Source organism: Roseovarius sp. MMSF_3298 (genome assembly GCF_030733705.1).
GTDB lineage: Bacteria > Pseudomonadota > Alphaproteobacteria > Rhodobacterales > Rhodobacteraceae > Roseovarius > Roseovarius confluentis.
The window spans coordinates 1-16153 of the sequence record NZ_JASHIN010000012.1; the positions used below are offsets into that span (position 1 = coordinate 1).

Consider the following 16153-nt stretch of genomic DNA (forward strand, 5'->3'; position numbering starts at 1 on the left):
ACATAGATCGCAGGGATGATCCTTGGCTCAAAGCCCATCTCGCGCAATGTCCGGCTCACAAAGTGTGCGCTCAGGCATGCCTCCATGCCCACAATACAGTGCGGTAGCCTCTCGAATGTCGCGACCAAGGCCAGTCGCTTTATCTGTTTGCGCAGGACACGCTGTCCAGACAGATCGAAACCCACAATGTGGAAAGTGTCCTTGCCGATATCGACACCAATCGACATCAGTTCATCAAAGCCTGTCTTCACCATGCTACTTCTCCTATCTGCAGAAATAGGCAGAGCCTAACCTGCTGGGTGAAGCAGCCGGTACATCCCATTAGCAGTCATTCCCTTCAGTCCATGATGGTGTCTGCAAAGTAGATTTTTGCAGTCCAGATATAACCAAATAAGATCTCGGTCTGGCGGACGCTCCGAAATCGGGCGCCCTTGCGGCCAAGCTTCACCAAGAAGGCAGGCGCATTGTTCCTGTCTGACGTCGGTAATTGCCTCCAGTCCACTTTAGAATGCTGCGGCGCACCTATTTCCGATACAGATAGATCGGCGAGCTCCACGCCTGGAAGCCATCCTCGGTCGTCACCCGTACCCAGACAGGCGTGTCGCCGGTCTCGCTGATTTTTACGGATCTGGTTGCTATCACGCTACGTTCGAGTGGCGCGTCAGGAAGCCGTTGGATCGTGATCTTCTTCCCAAGACCACCGGCGTCAAACACCGAAGGTGCGAAGCCGACTTCTTTCAGGGCGACATCGAGCATTCGCTGGTTTGTGGAAATATTCAGCCTGCCTGTCCGGCTGTCTGCCAAATACGCGTCGAACCCCATGAAATTGCCAGTCGTAACGCCGTTCCATACCACGCTCTGGCTGCCGCGCTGGTCCAGAATCGTTTCCGGGTTCCAAGTGTTTATCGTGGTCAGGTCACGGATGCGGGCCTGGTCGAACTGAGCTCGTCCGGTCCATCGGACGTCTCGGCCACGCCCCCTGTACTCCGCCCCTGACCACGTTACACGAATGCGCTCTCCAAGGTCATCTGGACTGTAGGTTTGCAGTCTTTCAATGACTTCGTCAGCGTCGCGCAACTCGACTTCCAGGATGCCGGCATGCGCCTCGACTCGAATATCTATGTCAACGGTCTCGTCCGTGACACGCACGATGTCGCCCATCATTGCATTGCGGACGTTGTCCGGCACGACGTCCGGCGATGACAACGGATTTCGCCGGAACAATGCGGCATCGCTCTCAAAGCGAGCGGATACGGCCAAGTGCATCCGGCATCCTGTCGTACCGTAATGATGGCGGCGTCTCTGGGCCTCCATGATTGACCCGCGGTCGTTCCGGTCCGTCAGGAAACAGGTCAGGCCGCCATAGGCACCGAACCGAGATGCCCCCGGATAGCTCGCGCCCGGCCGTCCCTTGTGACCGTCACTGTTGCAGACGACTCCGACCCGGCGGCGCATCGGGAAACCGTCGGTGAGCACCCATTCGAACGTGCCCCAGGCGGAATGCATTTCGACCGCTGTTTCGATCCGTGGGTCATGATCGTAATGGATGTTGCAATACCGGCCGCCAACATGGGCATAGACCGTCGCGTCTTCGTCCTTCAGTTTGGCAAAGAGGTCCGTCAGCGTGTTCGCATCATCGGACATTTCGGACCGGTCTTCGAGTAGCGCATGAGAGCAGCGATAGATCGGTCGGCCTTCGGTGGCGTAGAACACGTTGTGGTCGCCCCCGACCGCGGTGTTGCCGGACCACTCGTAGCCGGGAAACACCGTAAATCTGCCGGGCTCGTTCACCTTGGCCGTCAGGTCGTTCAGCTTGTGCCAGAACGTTTGGTTGATCTGGAAGTCATTGGCCTGATGGGCGCAAACGTCCAGGAACGCCTTGTTGCGGGCGAAGTCGAAATAGCTTTCGATCGAATTCACACCGACGGTTTCGCCGGTCTGGCCGTGCAGGTCGCCCCAGTAGCCCGAAAGGCCCGCGTCACTCACCACCATGGGCCCGGCTTCGCAGGCCAACATGTCGTCGACAAAGATCCTCAGTCGAAGCGTCCCCGTTTCGTTGACCGTCAGGTCGTCGAAAATCATGGACCGGTCGGATGGCACATAGTCGAAGCTCTCGGGCAGGCCGTCGACCGGAATGCTGGTTTCGATCCTAACCCTGCCCGAAGCCTGATCCGTGGGATTCCCCCATTTGTCTTCGCACTTCAGTCCAAAGCGAAACCCCTCACCGACCTGTCGCAGCGACGGCAATACGGCCCGCCAGTTGCTGCCCGGCCCCGGATGAACGCCGATGGCAAACTGGTCCGGCAAGGGGAGGAAATTCCCGGTGGCCTGAACATCGGTCATTACCCTCAGTTCGTAACCCTCTTCGACGAATGTCTGCATGAGCATCCCGGGAGACCCCTTCGAGGTGTCTCCGAACGTCAGCGTGATCTGGTCGCCTTCGCTGAGATATCCGCCGTTAAGCTGCGCGGTGACGGTCAGGATCCAGGGGCGTGCACCTTCGGGGCCGATTCGCAGGCTGATTTCACCGTTGCCGCTAAATTCCGCCGATACGTAGTTTTCCGCGGTCGGGTCGGTGGCCTGTGGCTTTCCAGCATCCGTGATCATGCGAAAGGCCACTCGGACGGCGCCGGTATCGTCAAGGCCAAGGCGCCCGACCGTATAGTGGATATGATACGTCTGAAAAGTGCGAACCTCAACGATTTCAGGGGCTTCTAAGACGGCCGAGCCATAGATTGACGAGTCGTCGCCCGGCCAAACCGAAGGGCCGTTCGCACCGACGAAACGCGTCGGAACGGGTGCTGCTTTCTTAGGCAAGGTCATGAGATTTGCTCCTTGAAGTAGAACTGATCGATCTATCCATATTGCTTTATAGCAATTTTATATTAAACTACAGAGCACATTCAAGCAATCAAGCAAGTCAACACGGAGGCCCCATGAAACTATTCTCACGCCGCGGAGCGATCCTTGCTCTCGCAATGACAGCCGGACTCGCGACGGGCACGGCGGTAGCCGCTGCCGACTATCCGTCGAAGCCGATCACGATGGTGATCCCGTACCGGGCCGGTGGAAGCACTGAAACAATGGGCCGCATATTCGCCGATGCGCTTGGCGCGGAGCTGGGGACCAAGGTCGTCGTCAAGACGCGGCCCGGGGCGGGCGGTGCCGTCGGCGCGACCGAAGTCGCGGCTTCGGACCCTGACGGTTACACGATCATGTTCGCCGCCTCGTCCTCACTGCTTTGGCCGCCGTTGACGCAGGATGTCGAATTCGACCTCGACAGCTTCCAGTATGTCGCCAAGGTCACAGAGTATCAGCAGGCCATCGTGACCAGGGCCGATGCGCCATACGAAACACTGGATGAGCTGATCACCGAAGCGAGCGACCAGAAGCTCAACTTCGCGGATCAAAGCCCCATGTCCCGCGCCTATATCAACTATATCGCCAAGGAACGGGGCGTGGAGTTTACGGGGATCCCCACCAAAGGCGGTGGCGAGATGGTCCCCTTCCTGCTTGGCGGCAAGGTCGATTTCGCGTGGAGTGGTGGCGTTCACAACCGCTACGGCGACAAGATCAAGGTATTGCTTTCCATGAACGCCCAACGGTTGCTGGCCAGCCCTGATATTCCCTCGATCGGTGAGACTTTCGGCGTTTCAATGCCTTCGCAGGCGGTTATCGTCGCACCGACAGGTATACCGGCGGATGTCATCGCCACGCTCGAAACGGCTATAGAGGCGGCAACAACGAATGACGAACTGGTCGACATGGTGACCAACAAGCTGATGTTCCCGGTCGCTTATCTCGGCGCCGAGGCCATCACGGCCGAAATCGACGAAACGGCGGCCGGCCTGCAAGCTGTCGTGGCGGCAACCCAGTGAAGACGGCACTCCATAAGGGTGCGGAGACCAGACGCATCAATGTAGTGGCGGGAATTCTGCTCGCCGCCACGTCACTGGCCTGCATTCTCTGGCTTATCCCCGGCCATGTCTCTTCCGAGACAACGCCCGGGGATCTGCCGCCGACCGTGATCCCCTACCTGTCGGCGGGTGTGGTGTTCCTGCTGGCTGTCGGTCTGATCCTGCAGACGCTTGTTCGCGACACCGGGGAAGAGCTGCCAGTGCCATCGAAAAGCGTGCTGTCCGACGTTCTGTTTGCTTCGGCGGCCACGGGGATGATCCTTCTGGCATTCTACACGGCGGGTTTCCTCGCATTGGCCATTCCGTTGACGGCCGTCACCATGGTCTTTTCCGGCGGTCGCAATCGGCTCGTGGTCGCGCTCGTTTCGGCCCTTTTCCCTTTGATGGTCTGGCTTGGGGCGCGCTTCATTTTCGGCGTCTACCTGCCCTGAGGCGACCAGGAGGCTTTTGATGATCGAGAACCTCGTCACCGGCTTCGCAGCGGCCTTCACGCTGACCAACCTGCTGTTCATCGCGGCGGGGATCCTGCTGGGCATCGTGATCGGGGCCTTGCCCGGCCTTGGCAGTGTCACGGCGCTCGCGGTTCTCATTCCCCTGACATACTACATGTCGCCGATTTCCGCGATTGCCTTCCTCGTGGGCATCAACAAGGGCGGCACGTCCGGCGGCGCGGTTCCGGCCATACTCCTGAATTCTCCGGGAACGCCGGAAGCGGCTGCCACCGCGCTTGACGGCAACCCGATGGCACGGCGCGGAGAGCCGGTTCGCGCCATGAAGTTCGCTCTGTACTCTTCCGTCACCGGCGACATGATTTCCGATGTCCTGCTGATCGTACTGGTGGTGCCTTTCGCGGCCATCGCACTCCAGTTCGGCCCGCTGGAATACACGGCTGTCCTGCTTTTTGCGTTCGCGCTGCTGTCCGGTGTTTCCGGTGACAATCCTTTGAAAGCCCTGATCGCGATCTTCGCGGGGATCTTCCTGTCCACCATCGGCCTGGACCCGATCGACAGTTCCCCCAGAATGACCTTCGGCAACATCAATCTCTACGACGGCCTTCCACTGACGGCCTTGGCGATCGGGTCGCTTGCACTCGCGTCGGTCGTCGAACAGATTTTCGATATGCGCCGAGAGGGCGTCGACAGCGGCTATATCAACCAGGGCGCCCGCGAGAACAGGGCGCTCCCGGTTCGCGAGTTCCTTACCTATTGGAAAACGATTCTGCGCTCGTCGATGATCGGTTCCCTCGTTGGGATGCTGCCCGGTCTCGGAGTGACGCTTGCGGCATTTCTCAGCTATGGACAAGCAAAGCGCGCTTCGAAGAAGCCGGACAGTTTCGGAACCGGAAACCCCGAGGGCATTGTCGCGACCGAAGCCGCCAACAGTGCGGTGGTAGGTTCGAATCTTGTTCCGACGATTGCGCTGGGAATTCCGGGAAACATCGCGGCGGCGCTTCTGATCGGCGCCTTCATCATCCACGGGATCGTGCCCGGACCGTTCATGCTGACCATGCACGGTGACGTGATCTACGCACTTTTCGCGTCCATGATCATTGCCAATTTCGTTCATCTGGGTCTCGGACGCATGGGCATTTCGGTCTGGGGCCATGTTGCACGTCTGCCGAAATGGGCTGTGCTTCCGCCCATTCTGACGCTTTGCATCGCGGGTGTGTATTTGCCGGGGCAGTCGGGTTTCGACGTGGCCGTCATGCTTGTCTTTGCCGTCGTAGGTCTGGCGATGCGCCGGACCGGCTTTCCGATCGTCTGTCTGGTCATTGGTTTCCTGCTTGGCGACATGTTCGAAACGTCACTGCGGCAGGCTATGCTACTCTACAGTTCAACCCCGGGCGCTGTATTCCGCAGCCCGATCGCGATTGGCTTTTTCGGTCTTGCAGTATTCATACTGGGCCGGGCTGTAGTGCGAAAATGAAAGATACTGGCATGCAACAGGACGCAAAACAGCTGATCAGCGACTTTGCCCGGAAACACCTCGACGACCCTTCCTGCAAGAAGCGGTCGGCAGTGCGGCTGGCAATCATCGAGGCAATCCGCTCCGGCGTTGCGCAGCCCGGCGACCCCCTCCCGACGGAGCGCGAGCTTGTGGATCTGTGCGGCGTCAGTCTCGGCACGGTGCAGGCCGCCCTGCAGCAACTCACTCAAATGGACCTGATCGAACGAAAGCGAGGGTCCGGTACCTCGGTAAAGAACAACCAGTCGATCGGCGATCAGGTCTGGCATTTCAGGTTCCAATCCGTCAGCACCCAAGAAAGCCTGAAGGTTCTGGCGGCCAATGTGCAGATACAGGAAACATCGGATCAGGGCGAATGGTCCGAGTTTCTGGGTCGTAGTGACACGTACCTCCGCATAGACCGGGAACTACAGTTGAGCGAGGGCCTGTCGTCCTATGCGCGGATGTATGTGCATCCAAAGACAGCGCCCGGCCTGCTGGAACGAACCTCTGGAAGCCTAACCGTGGTGAATATTCGCGCCTTCCTGAAGGAGGAGTTCGGCGTCAATACCACGAGTGTGAAGCACGACGTACTGGTCGTCGATGCAAGCGACATACCCTTCGATGTGGCGCCCGAGTTCAAAGCGGTCGGATGGTACGAGATCACCGCAAGAACTCAGAGCCCGGATGCGATGCCGGTCTATTTCCAGAAAGTCTACGCGCCGGTCACGGCGTGCAAACTGACATTCGGAAAGTTGATCGGATGAGCAGGTGGGCAGAACGACCGCGAGCCAAGGGCTGCACACCGGATCTCAAGGAGCGGCGCAGATGATCGCCCGGGCCATCTCCGACGCCGTCGGGCGCTTCTCGGTCCCCTGCCTGCTGATCGGTTTGCTTTTCTTTGCCGCGTCCCTGACGCCTTCCCTGATACCGCGCGGCCCAATGGTTCAAGGCATCCTCGGCGGCCTCGTTACGGCGATCGGGTACTTTACCGGCCAGATCGTCGGGTTCTTGTGGCACGCAGCGGACATGCCTCGCCTGACGGGACGCGCCGCCCGAAACCTCAAATGGATTGCATCTTTCTGCACTTTGGCAATTTTCGTGTGGGTTCTGGGGTCAAGCCTGACATGGCAGAACGCGCTACGTGAGAAAATGGGCGTGGAGCCGGCGGACGCGCTCCATCTTTGGCAGATACTTTTCATCGCGATTGCCGTTTTCGCCGCCGCCTTCACATTGGGGCGTCTGGTGGCGTCTTTGTTCCGACTGATCCGCGCAAGGTTCTACCGGGTGATGCCGCCGCGTCGAGCCAATGTTATTGGGCTGATAGCTGTCTTTGCGCTTCTCTTCTTCGTCACGCGCGACGGAATTTTCGACCATGTCGTTTCCGGCCTCGATGAAAGCTACGAGGCGGCGCAGGCGCTCTTTGACAATGCCCCGCCACCACCCTCCGACCCACGGATGACCGGAAGCGCCGGCTCGCTGATAGATTGGGCCGCCATTGGCGAGCCCGGCCGCAACTTCATCACCTCGGGCCCCGATGCCGCCGCCATCTCGGCCTTCATGGGACGACCGGCAAAGGATCCGATCCGCGTTTACGTGGGTCGGGCAAACGGCGAGACGCCGCGCGCCCGGGCTGAACTGGCGCTCGCGGAACTCAAGCGCCAAGGGGCCTTTGATCGCGCTGTGCTGGTCGTGGCCAGTCCGACAGGGACCGGTTGGATGGATCCCGGTTCACACGACCCGGTGGAGTATATGCATGACGGCGACATCGCGACGGTCGCCGCGCAGTATTCCTACCTGCAGTCACCGCTGGCCCTAATACTTGAGACCGATACCGGATTGGAACAGGCGACGGCGTTGCAGGATGTGGTCCACGGCTACTGGAAGACGCTGCCTGCCGATGCGCGCCCGCGCCTTTACGTGCACGGCCTCAGTCTCGGGGCCTGGTCGTCGATGCATGCGACCAACCTCTTCCGACTGATGGACGACCCGATTGACGGCGCCTTCTGGGCAGGCCCGCCGTTTCCCTCGGCATTCTGGAATTACGTGCAGCGGCAACGAGAGCCGGGCAGCCCCTGGGTTCTGCCAAAAATCGGGGACGGGTCGCTGGTGCGCTACGCCTCGCACACGGCGGATGCATCGAGGACCGAGGCCGGTTGGGGGCGGATGCGCATCGTCTTTCTGCAATATTCCAGCGATCCGGTCGTGTTCTACGATCCTTATTCGCTCTGGCGTGCGCCGCCCTGGATGCGCGACCCGCCTGCCGAAGACATGTCGGAACATTTCGTCTTCGTGCCGGTGGTGACGCAGTTCCAGCTGGCGCTGGACATGGCCTTGTCCTTCGGGTCCCCGCCCGGGCATGGCCACGCCTATTATGCGCAAGACTACATCGCGCCCTGGGTCGAGGTAACCGCTCCTCAAGGGTGGACGCAGGCCGACACCAAGCGGCTTGAGGCGCATTGCGACAACGGCTTTCAGGCAGGGTGTTCCAATGCAATTCGTTGAGCCGCACGCCTGCCCACACTTCGGCACGCCGCACCGCATTCCCGGACCATCGGGCCAGCGGCGCGGAACAAATAAGCGCCGCGCCCGGAAATCAGGTTTAGGCGCCCCCGCCCCCTCTTGCTTATCATTGCGCAAAAACATCCTATGGTTGTTGCATGGTCAGCAAGAATCCTTCTTCATTTCTTCACAAGGAGTTCTTTGAAATGTGTATGTCATGCTGCGAAAGCATCGAAAGTGGAATTGAGCCGATCAACCCGTGCCTGTGCGGGGCCCCTGAAACACAGGCGGCCATGGATCGGATCGAAGCCGACCTGACACGCCGGAGGCTGTTGGGCGGCATCGCGGCGGTTGTCGGCATGTTCGCGGGGTTCGGCCTTACGCCAACCGACCTGCGCGCGCAGACACCCGGCCGACCGACGCTGCTGACCAACTTGCGGTTCTTTGATGGGACCACCCTTCAGATGCAGACAGGCCGGGACATTCTTGTCGAGGGCGGGCGTATCACCGGCTTGCCAGCCACCGGGGCGGGCCCGGAGGACGCGACCGTGATCGACTGTGGCGGACGCGCCGTCACGCCGGGCCTGATAGATTGTCACTGGCACGCCACCCTTGTCGGCATCAGCAAGCTGGCGGCGCTGACGCAGGATATCGGGTGGGTTCACCTGATGGCCGGGCGAGAGGCCGGGGCGACGCTGATGCGCGGGTTTACCACGATACGCGACACCGGCGGGCCGGTCTTCGGCCTGAAAATGGCGATCGACCAAGGCGCCGTGACCGGCCCGCGCATCTTCCCCTCCGGCGCGATGCTTTCGCAGACCTCGGGCCACGGCGACTTCCGCTTGCTGAATACTCTGCCCAAGACGAGCGGCGATACGCTCGACTACACCGAAAGCGCAGGCGTCGCCGCCATCGCAGACGGTCGTACCGAAGTTCTGAGGAAGACCCGCGAACAACTGATGCAGGGTGCCAGCCAGATCAAGATAATGGCGGGCGGCGGCGTGGCGTCGCCATACGATCCGCTGGATACGACACAATATACGCTCGACGAAATGAAAGCGGCGGTCGAGGCGGCGGCGGACTGGGGCACCTATGTCTGCGCTCACGTCTATACGCCAAAGGCCATCCAGCGCTGCCTCGAAGCTGGTGTGCGCTCGATCGAACACGGCCAACTGGCGGATGATGCGGCGATCCGCGCCATGGCCGACGCCGGCGCCTGGTGGAGCATTCAACCATTCCTCGCCGACGAGGACGCGAACCAATACTCCGATCCGGCAGCCCAGGCCAAGCAGCAGGAGGTCGCACAGGGAACGGTCAGGGCATTCGAGGCGGGCCGCGCCGAAGGCGTCAACATGGCGTTCGGTACCGATGTGCTTCTCAATCCGGGGGGCGCGGCCTCGCAAGGGCGTCAGCTTGCCAAGCTGGCAAGGTTCATGTCGCCTCTCGAGGCCCTCCATATGGCCACGGGCGCGGCAGGGGAACTGCTCGCCCTGTCGGGTGAGCGCTCACCCTACACTGGTGCGCTCGGGGTTATCGCCGAAGGGGCGCTGGCCGACATACTCGTTTGGGATGGCGATCCCGAAACCGCTCTCGATTTCCTCGACGATCCCGAAAACAACCTGCGCCTTGTCATGAAGGGCGGGCGTGTCTTCAAGGAGACGCTGTGATGTTCTTCAATCTGTTCAAAAATTTGCGCCCCCTTGCCGCCGCGGCCTGTCTTGCCAGTGCGGCGCTGACTCCCGGCGCGGTGCAAGCGGGGTCGTCTGACTGGGCCGGCCAGGTCACGCTCTACGGTTGGGGCGCGAGCGTGTCTGGCGATTTCAGACCGTTTCCGGGCGCGCCGCAGCTCTCCTTCGACCGGTCTTTCTCGGATGTCCTCAAGGACTCGGACGGTGCCTTTTTCATGACGGCCCTGGCGCGCCGGGGTGAACTCGTCTTTTTTGGCGACCTTACCTACTCTTCGTCGTCGCGAAGCGGTCGGGTGCCGCCCGGCATCCCGGCCTCCGGCAAGCTGACGATGCGGTCGGCCACCCTGGCGGCGGGCAAACGCTTCCAGGCCGACCCACGAACGACGCTCGACCTGCTCGGCGGCGCCCGGTTCTGGAGTATTGATGGCTCGGTGTCCGTGCCACTGGCCGGTGTCAGCGTGGCGCCAGAGGCCAACTTCACGGATCCGATCGTCGCGCTGCGGACGAACACGCAACTGTCTCCCCGCTGGTCCCTGCTGGCCTACGTGGACGCAGGCGGGTTCGGCGTCGGGTCGGACGCGACGTGGCAAGCGGCGGTGACCGCGAACTACAAGGTCAGCGACCACTTCTACCTGTCCGGCGGATGGCGGCACCTCTTTGTTGATTACAACGACAACGGTGCCAACTTCGAGGGCAGCATGAGCGGCCCGATCATTGGCGCGACCTACCGCTTCTGAGCCTTTTTTCGAACCCAGGCTTGTCGCTGTCTACAGAGGGAATAGTCGCGGGCCTTTTCCATTTGAGAACTGAACATGACGCAAAAGAGATTCACCATGCACGCTCTTCGCACAGCCGCGTTCGCGGCGCTATTGGCGCAGGCCGCCACTCCTGGAATGGCCCAATCGCCCGAGCCATTTGTCGGCGCCCACGGCGCCCTGACGCCCGCAACCTATACCGGAAAGACCGAAACCGGCGCCTGGCACCTTGATATCTGGCCAGATCAGGCCTTTCACCTGCGGCGCACCTCCCCGGACGGTGCCACAGAGGATCACGCCGGACGGTGGCACGCGAACGGCGAATCCGGCACGTTGGTGCTGGGCACTGATGGCAGCGACATCATCCTGGAGGTGCGCAACGCGGAACGTTTGCGACCTCCAGGGGCACCCGAAGATGCATCCGGTGACCTTGTAACGACAGGCCAGCTTGATCCGACCGGGATCGCAATGCCCATGTCCGGGATGTTCACGTATTTTGCCGATGCGCCGACATTCGTCCACTGCGCCACGGGCCGGCAGTATCCCGTTGCGCAGGAGGCCGGTTATCTTGCCCTTGAAGAGGCCTACCTGCGGGACAGGCCCGCCCCGGCGGAACCTCTTTTCGTGACGGTCGATGGGACCATAAACACACGCAAGCAGATGGAAGGGCCCCCGCGCCCGACTGTTACAGTGACGGAGCTTGGAGCAACGTGGCCGGGTGAAACTTGCGCCCGAGCAACGAAATCTCCGACCCTGGATGGTACAGTCTGGCGGATTGCTTCTCTGGAAGGCGAAAGTCTGGATTGGTCGCCGCCAGAGCGCGAGCCCTTTCTCGTGATCCGCCCGGACGAGAAGACGTTCAATGCGTCGGTCGGCTGCAACATGATGCGCGGCAGCGTCTCCGTCTCCGAAAGCACACTATCCTTCGGTCAACCGGCCAGCACGATGATGGCCTGCCCTGACGACCTTGCCATGTGGGAAGCACGGCTGGGCGCTGTTCTGGAAGCGGCAACCACGCATTTGATCGGCGGGGGCAGCCTACGCCTCATGGATGATGAGGGCAGGAGCCTCGCGGAACTGGAAGCCGTCTATCTGCCTTGAAACCTGCTGTATTAAGGCGCAAGGATCCAGCGGCCATCGGTCAGACACCGTTGCGTCTGCACTGTATGGATGCGGGCCTGCCGGCGCGTCCTGAACTTGTAGTTCAGTCCGACACAATTGCCGGAGACAGACGCGATTTCAACCGATCCATAAGCTCCCGTCTCAGGGTTCGACCAGATCGTATCGTCCCCTGGCAGCGCTTTCCGGCTGGCATAAAGCTCTCCACCGGTTCGGACCATGATGTTGAGATCCTGCTGCGTCAGCCCTGTTCGATCGATCTGTCGCAATAGAGAATTCGCAGAAGACGGGTGCGCCGCAAGCACAATAAAGCCTGTAATAGCAATTCGAAGAATGGTGTGTCGCACGGGTGTGTGTCCTGTTGAGGGAGATAATGGATACGGTGCCATTTGTTCAAACGCCTTTCAAACCCGGAAATGCAGATTTTCCCTTGCGGAGAAAAAAGACATCAACCTTCTTTGGATCCAATAAGCAGACGTTCCGCCATCGTGCAGCGAAGGTCGGCAATACGCCCATCTAGACATGTACATAATGCGCCCTAGGCGCTTCAGCACTTTCGTCTTATCGGGCTTTTATTAGTCGACTCGACAACGTCCACAGTGCGGATCAGACCTTCGCTGACGAGGCGACGAACATGATAGTTTCGACACCCAACGATCGGATTATCGGCAGGAAATTCTCTGAATCGGTATCGACGAAAGGCCGAGCGACAAATTTGGATGCACCGCGTTTTGTCTATTTCCTGCGTGTATCAAGTGATCGGGCGGTGGTGCCACGGCCATGCCGCCCGATGCCACGGGTCAGCAGCCAGATACCCCATCTACACACCCCTTCATCGGTTCTTTTGCCGCTCCATCTATTTGCATCATCAGGATACAACATGCCTAGAAGGGCAATCCCGAGAGAGATCGGGTTGGCTGGAAAGCCCGATGCAGCGTTTCAGCTAGCATGCCGACACGTTGCCTCAACTCAGGTTCTCGAAACGTTCCCTTATCAAACCAGCTTAAACCGTCCCCTTGGCGCTGACTTCAAACGGTGACGGTCATCGATATGCGATCCGCCAATCGCCCTTGGCACAGCGACAGCGCCCTGCTGAACGCCTGTGCGGTTGCGTTTGACCGCAGGGAGGCAGATGCCCAACTGGAAAGCCCGAGACGCTGAGCGGTCCGGGCCACGCCTCAAAATCCTGCCCGAATTGACCAGAGGCGCAGGATCTGTATGCCTCAACGTGACGACGCAACGCGAGACACCGAATGAACCCCTCCGCCACTGTCCATTTCTGTCAGAACTGCGGTCCTTTGGACTTTGGACCTCTGCGCGAGGAATTGACGGCCACAGGGCTGGCAGACGCGGTGAGTATCGTCGAACGCGGGTGCATGAATGGCTGTGCCAGTCCGGTTTCCATGGCTATGCAGGGGCCGGGCCGGGCCATATATTTCTTCAACGGGGTAGATCCGGCGGCGGATGCAGAAGATATCGTCGCAACCTTGCACGCCTATCTTGCCGCCCCCGACGGCTGGATCGAGGACGCGCAGCCATGCGGTAGACTTCGGTTTTGTCTGGTCGGCCGCGTCCCGGCGCTCAGTTGCTGAGCATGACGCTCTGCGCAACCGGAGCACCGCCCACGGCCAGTGGCCGGTGATCGTTACTGTTCAATACCACCTCAAGTTCCACCTCGCCTTCGGGCAGGGTCTCCAGATGCATCCAGGGGCCATAGACGCGAGCCAGCTTGACGCCGTTGGCATAGACATGGGCATGTCCTTCGCCCGGAACATGGGCGCGGCTGGCATTCTCCGGCGAGAGCCGAAAGTTCTCGGTCATGATATGCAGGTTCCAGCCGGCGGACGGATCAGGCGTCACCTCGATCTCCAGCTTCGGCGCATCGGCGCCCGCCGGGACCGACAACATGGCGCCATGATCGTGCATGGCCGCGCCGGCGTGCTGCTCAGGACCGCCATGAGGAGCCGGATCGCCATGATCATGCCCGTCAAAGGTGACGCCGTTCGCCGCAGCCACCGTGAATCCAAGTCCCCCGCCGAAAACGAGGCCGATAAGAAGCATTGGAATGGAACGGTCCATGGGCGAATCCAACGTCATGTTCGATAAAGAGAACGGGCGCGCAAGGCACGCGCCCGAGCAATGATGTGCCAGTGTCAGACGGTCTGAGCCTGGCCGGTCGTTTCACTTTCGCGCGACCAAAAGAAGCCCGCGAAGGCCCCCAGCATGACCCAGGCGGCCAGTCCGGTTCCAAGAGCGCGCGACGCGAACAAGGCGCCGATCTCGGTCGGAACCGGTCCGGTAAAGACTTCAGGCTCGGGCGCACCGATGACATGCGGCGCCAGTAAGAGCACAACGGCTGCACCCCATCCGGCCCAGTTCCGGCTGAACGCGATCAGCCACATGGCGATCGCGGCCGTCAGCACGGTTGCAAACCACCAGATCTGGCGCTCGTAGACATCCGCCGCAGCCACGCCCGGAACTTCCGGCGCGAGGGTAAAGCCCGGTGCAAGGTGTACCGCGACAAACCCGGCAACGCCCCAGATCAGGCCCGTGCGAGCGTCGATTGCCGCACCACGGCTTTCAGCCAGCGACATCAGCGCCACCAGGATCATCGCGTAACCGGAATAGATCAGCATCGTGAAAATGATACTCAAACCATCCCGCACGGCATCGAAGCCCGGCAGCTCTGGCGTGGCTGAAGCGGTCGATTCGGTCCCGAAATGCACCAGGTCGCCACCTTCATAAAGCTCGGCATGAAGAAGGACCGGTTGAACGAAAAGAAGCTGCAACAGGGCGATAATCAACCCTGCGGCAGCGCCAGCGAACAAGGCGCTGGTCAGCAGACGCGTGAACATCGGTTCAGTGGCAGGGGAAGCCGGTGGCGTGACGCACGTCATGCGCCGCGTCGTGCAGCGCCGCGGCCTGAACGTGGCCTGCCACGAAGATCACGCCAAGGCCCAGCGCGGCGATGGCGATCACCGAAACCAGCCCGGAGGCCGATGTTGCCTGTGCGGTGGATGCAGTCTTTACAATCATAGTAGTACCTCTTTGCCTTCACACCCGAAGGCCTTGTGGTTTCAGTCGCGATCAGCAGGTCTCCTGGCTTGCGGGTCTTCATCGTCTGGCTGGCCTTCCCGGATTGCTCCAGTGACGTATTCAGCCTGATTCGCCGCCTACAGTTGCGGGGACAGCCACGGAGTTGCCGAATGTTTTCAGGCGCACCGCGTTCCCTGTTCTCCATTTCTTGCGGAAATGGAACTGATCACTCTCGTTAGTCTAGCAAGCACCGCGACCTGTCAACAATACAACGCAAAACGATAGGCGAATCTCGAACCCAGCGGCTCAACCGCGAAGCCAACGTCCCAGGCCGGCTTGGAAACGTACTCTGTGTCAGGCTTGCAAAGTCCCGCCCCACTCTGACATAGACACGACAACCGCCGCGCCGGACATCAAAGCAATGACGCTTGCCGACGCTTTTCACACGACATCGCCCTCCGATAGGGTCGCCTGAAACTCGCAGCATCCATCCCGGAGCCCCTCCATGGCGGATCAACTCAAGCCAAGTCCGGCGCGTGTCTTTTCCTCGCACGAAAGGCAATGTCTCTACGACATCATCGAGGCGCGCCGCGACGTGCGGAACGAGTTCCTACCAGACCCGATCGACGAAGACGCGCTGCGCCGAATCCTCGCAGCGGCCCACGCCGCGCCCTCCGTCGGCTTCATGCAGCCGTGGAACTTCATTCTGTTGCGTGACGCCGAACTCAGAACCCAGGTGCACAGCATCTTCAACCGCGCCAACGAAGAAGCCGCCGCCATGTTCCCCGATGATCGTCAGTCCGCCTACAGGTCGCTGAAGCTCGAAGGGATCACCAAAGCGCCGCTCAATATCGTGGTTACCTGCGATCGTACCCGCGGCGGAAAGGTGATCCTCGGGCGCACGCACAACCGTGACATGGACCTTTATTCGACAGTCTGCGCGGTGCAGAACCTATGGCTCGCCGCCCGCGCCGAGGGGATCGGCGTGGGATGGGTCAGCATCTTCGATCACCGCGAAATCGCCGCTCTGCTCGGCATCCCCGAACATGTCGAGCTGGTGGCCTATCTCTGCGTGGGATATGTCGATCAGCTCTACGACCAGCCCGAACTGGCAGCCAAGGGGTGGCGGCAGCGGATATCGCTCGATGACCTTATCATGTACGAGGGCTGGCAGGACTGACAGCCCGGCAAA

At 60.6% G+C, this 16153-nt stretch carries 15 protein-coding genes, 1 pseudogene and 1 riboswitch; of the genes and pseudogenes, 10 read left to right on the forward strand and 6 right to left on the reverse strand.

The genetic code is table 11. From position 1 onward, the window contains the following. Both RBB18_RS12005 and RBB18_RS12010 read right to left on the reverse strand, forming a co-directional pair. Window positions 1-254: pseudogene (locus RBB18_RS12005) on the reverse strand (IS110 family transposase); the annotation flags it as partial. Window positions 255-522: 268 nt separating this feature from the next. Further along, a complete protein-coding gene (locus RBB18_RS12010) occupies window positions 523-2823 on the reverse strand; it encodes a DUF3604 domain-containing protein (RefSeq protein ID WP_306110997.1) in 2301 nt (766 codons plus the stop codon). A 113-nt stretch (window positions 2824-2936) separates the two neighbouring features. On the opposite strand from RBB18_RS12010, the gene RBB18_RS12015 reads away from it, so the two are divergent. The 8 genes from RBB18_RS12015 to RBB18_RS12050 all read left to right on the forward strand — a co-directional run bounded on the left by RBB18_RS12015 (window position 2937) and on the right by RBB18_RS12050 (window position 11907). Next, the gene (locus RBB18_RS12015) at window positions 2937-3878 is read left to right on the forward strand and encodes a tripartite tricarboxylate transporter substrate binding protein (RefSeq protein WP_306110998.1); all 942 of its coding nucleotides are present in this window, start codon (window positions 2937-2939) and stop codon (window positions 3876-3878) included. Window positions 3879-3922: 44 nt separating this feature from the next. Beyond that, complete coding sequence (locus tag RBB18_RS12020; protein WP_306110999.1) at window positions 3923-4348, forward strand: tripartite tricarboxylate transporter TctB family protein; 426 nt, start codon at window positions 3923-3925, stop codon at window positions 4346-4348. Window positions 4349-4367: 19 nt separating this feature from the next. Further along, window positions 4368-5843 carry a tripartite tricarboxylate transporter permease gene (locus RBB18_RS12025; protein ID WP_103762040.1) on the forward strand — a complete coding sequence of 492 codons (1476 nt, stop codon included), beginning with the start codon at window positions 4368-4370 and terminating at the stop codon, window positions 5841-5843. An 11-nt stretch (window positions 5844-5854) separates the two neighbouring features. Further along, complete coding sequence (locus tag RBB18_RS12030) at window positions 5855-6628, forward strand: GntR family transcriptional regulator (protein WP_170067129.1); 774 nt, start codon at window positions 5855-5857, stop codon at window positions 6626-6628. Between the two features lie 61 nt (window positions 6629-6689). Continuing rightward, window positions 6690-8366, forward strand: coding sequence for an alpha/beta-hydrolase family protein (locus RBB18_RS12035; protein WP_103762038.1), 1677 nt, complete (start codon window positions 6690-6692; stop codon window positions 8364-8366). 290 nt (window positions 8367-8656) lie between these two features. Then, window positions 8657-10030, forward strand: coding sequence for an amidohydrolase family protein (locus RBB18_RS12040; protein ID WP_306111000.1), 1374 nt, complete (start codon window positions 8657-8659; stop codon window positions 10028-10030). Beyond that, on the forward strand, window positions 10030-10788 hold the full coding sequence (locus RBB18_RS12045) for a hypothetical protein (protein ID WP_245890413.1): 759 nt from the start codon (window positions 10030-10032) through the stop codon (window positions 10786-10788). Before RBB18_RS12040 ends, RBB18_RS12045 begins: the two co-directional genes overlap by 1 nt. Before the next feature lie 96 nt (window positions 10789-10884). Next, window positions 10885-11907: an META domain-containing protein gene (locus tag RBB18_RS12050; protein ID WP_170067128.1), complete on the forward strand. Its 1023-nt coding sequence runs from the start codon at window positions 10885-10887 to the stop codon at window positions 11905-11907. 11 nt (window positions 11908-11918) lie between these two features. Here RBB18_RS12050 and RBB18_RS12055 read toward each other — a convergent pair whose 3' ends face one another. Next, window positions 11919-12272, reverse strand: a complete 354-nt coding sequence (locus RBB18_RS12055; RefSeq protein WP_146049973.1) for a hypothetical protein — start codon at window positions 12270-12272, stop codon at window positions 11919-11921. Window positions 12273-13223: 951 nt separating this feature from the next. Between RBB18_RS12055 and RBB18_RS12060 the strand changes: the two genes are divergently transcribed. Continuing rightward, the gene (locus tag RBB18_RS12060) at window positions 13224-13517 is read left to right on the forward strand and encodes a DUF1636 family protein (RefSeq protein ID WP_245890412.1); all 294 of its coding nucleotides are present in this window, start codon (window positions 13224-13226) and stop codon (window positions 13515-13517) included. Here the strand turns inward: RBB18_RS12060 and RBB18_RS12065 are convergent. From RBB18_RS12065 to RBB18_RS12075, 3 genes are all read right to left on the reverse strand, one after another. Further along, complete coding sequence (locus tag RBB18_RS12065; RefSeq protein ID WP_103762477.1) at window positions 13507-14004, reverse strand: hypothetical protein; 498 nt, start codon at window positions 14002-14004, stop codon at window positions 13507-13509. The two genes, RBB18_RS12060 and RBB18_RS12065, sit on opposite strands and share 11 nt — an antisense overlap. A gap of 74 nt (window positions 14005-14078) precedes the next feature. Next, a complete protein-coding gene (locus RBB18_RS12070) occupies window positions 14079-14780 on the reverse strand; it encodes a CbtA family protein (protein WP_306111001.1) in 702 nt (233 codons plus the stop codon). A gap of 4 nt (window positions 14781-14784) precedes the next feature. Then, window positions 14785-14961 carry a CbtB-domain containing protein gene (locus RBB18_RS12075; protein ID WP_103762033.1) on the reverse strand — a complete coding sequence of 59 codons (177 nt, stop codon included), beginning with the start codon at window positions 14959-14961 and terminating at the stop codon, window positions 14785-14787. A gap of 35 nt (window positions 14962-14996) precedes the next feature. After that, window positions 14997-15203: riboswitch (cobalamin riboswitch) on the reverse strand. Between the two features lie 263 nt (window positions 15204-15466). On the opposite strand from RBB18_RS12075, the gene bluB reads away from it, so the two are divergent. Continuing rightward, window positions 15467-16141 (forward strand): 5,6-dimethylbenzimidazole synthase, encoded by a 675-nt coding sequence (gene bluB, locus RBB18_RS12080; protein WP_306111002.1) that lies wholly within the window; start codon window positions 15467-15469, stop codon window positions 16139-16141. The last annotated feature ends 12 nt before the right edge of the window (window positions 16142-16153 follow it).

Excerpts from the sequence above, each read along its gene's own strand:
- RBB18_RS12030 (WP_170067129.1), top strand. The coding sequence starts at position 5,855 with ATGCAACAGGACGCAAAACAGCTGATCAGCGACTTTGCCCGGAAACAC.
- RBB18_RS12035 (WP_103762038.1), top strand. The coding sequence starts at position 6,690 with ATGATCGCCCGGGCCATCTCCGACGCCGTCGGGCGCTTCTCGGTCCCC.
- RBB18_RS12015 (WP_306110998.1), top strand. The coding sequence starts at position 2,937 with ATGAAACTATTCTCACGCCGCGGAGCGATCCTTGCTCTCGCAATGACA.
- RBB18_RS12075 (WP_103762033.1), bottom strand. The coding sequence starts at position 14,961 with ATGATTGTAAAGACTGCATCCACCGCACAGGCAACATCGGCCTCCGGG.
- RBB18_RS12065 (WP_103762477.1), bottom strand. The coding sequence starts at position 14,004 with ATGGACCGTTCCATTCCAATGCTTCTTATCGGCCTCGTTTTCGGCGGG.
- RBB18_RS12050 (WP_170067128.1), top strand. The coding sequence starts at position 10,885 with ATGCACGCTCTTCGCACAGCCGCGTTCGCGGCGCTATTGGCGCAGGCC.
- RBB18_RS12025 (WP_103762040.1), top strand. The coding sequence starts at position 4,368 with ATGATCGAGAACCTCGTCACCGGCTTCGCAGCGGCCTTCACGCTGACC.
- RBB18_RS12070 (WP_306111001.1), bottom strand. The coding sequence starts at position 14,780 with ATGTTCACGCGTCTGCTGACCAGCGCCTTGTTCGCTGGCGCTGCCGCA.
- RBB18_RS12040 (WP_306111000.1), top strand. The coding sequence starts at position 8,657 with ATGGATCGGATCGAAGCCGACCTGACACGCCGGAGGCTGTTGGGCGGC.
- RBB18_RS12010 (WP_306110997.1), bottom strand. The coding sequence starts at position 2,823 with ATGACCTTGCCTAAGAAAGCAGCACCCGTTCCGACGCGTTTCGTCGGT.
- bluB (WP_306111002.1), top strand. The coding sequence starts at position 15,467 with ATGGCGGATCAACTCAAGCCAAGTCCGGCGCGTGTCTTTTCCTCGCAC.
- RBB18_RS12045 (WP_245890413.1), top strand. The coding sequence starts at position 10,030 with ATGTTCTTCAATCTGTTCAAAAATTTGCGCCCCCTTGCCGCCGCGGCC.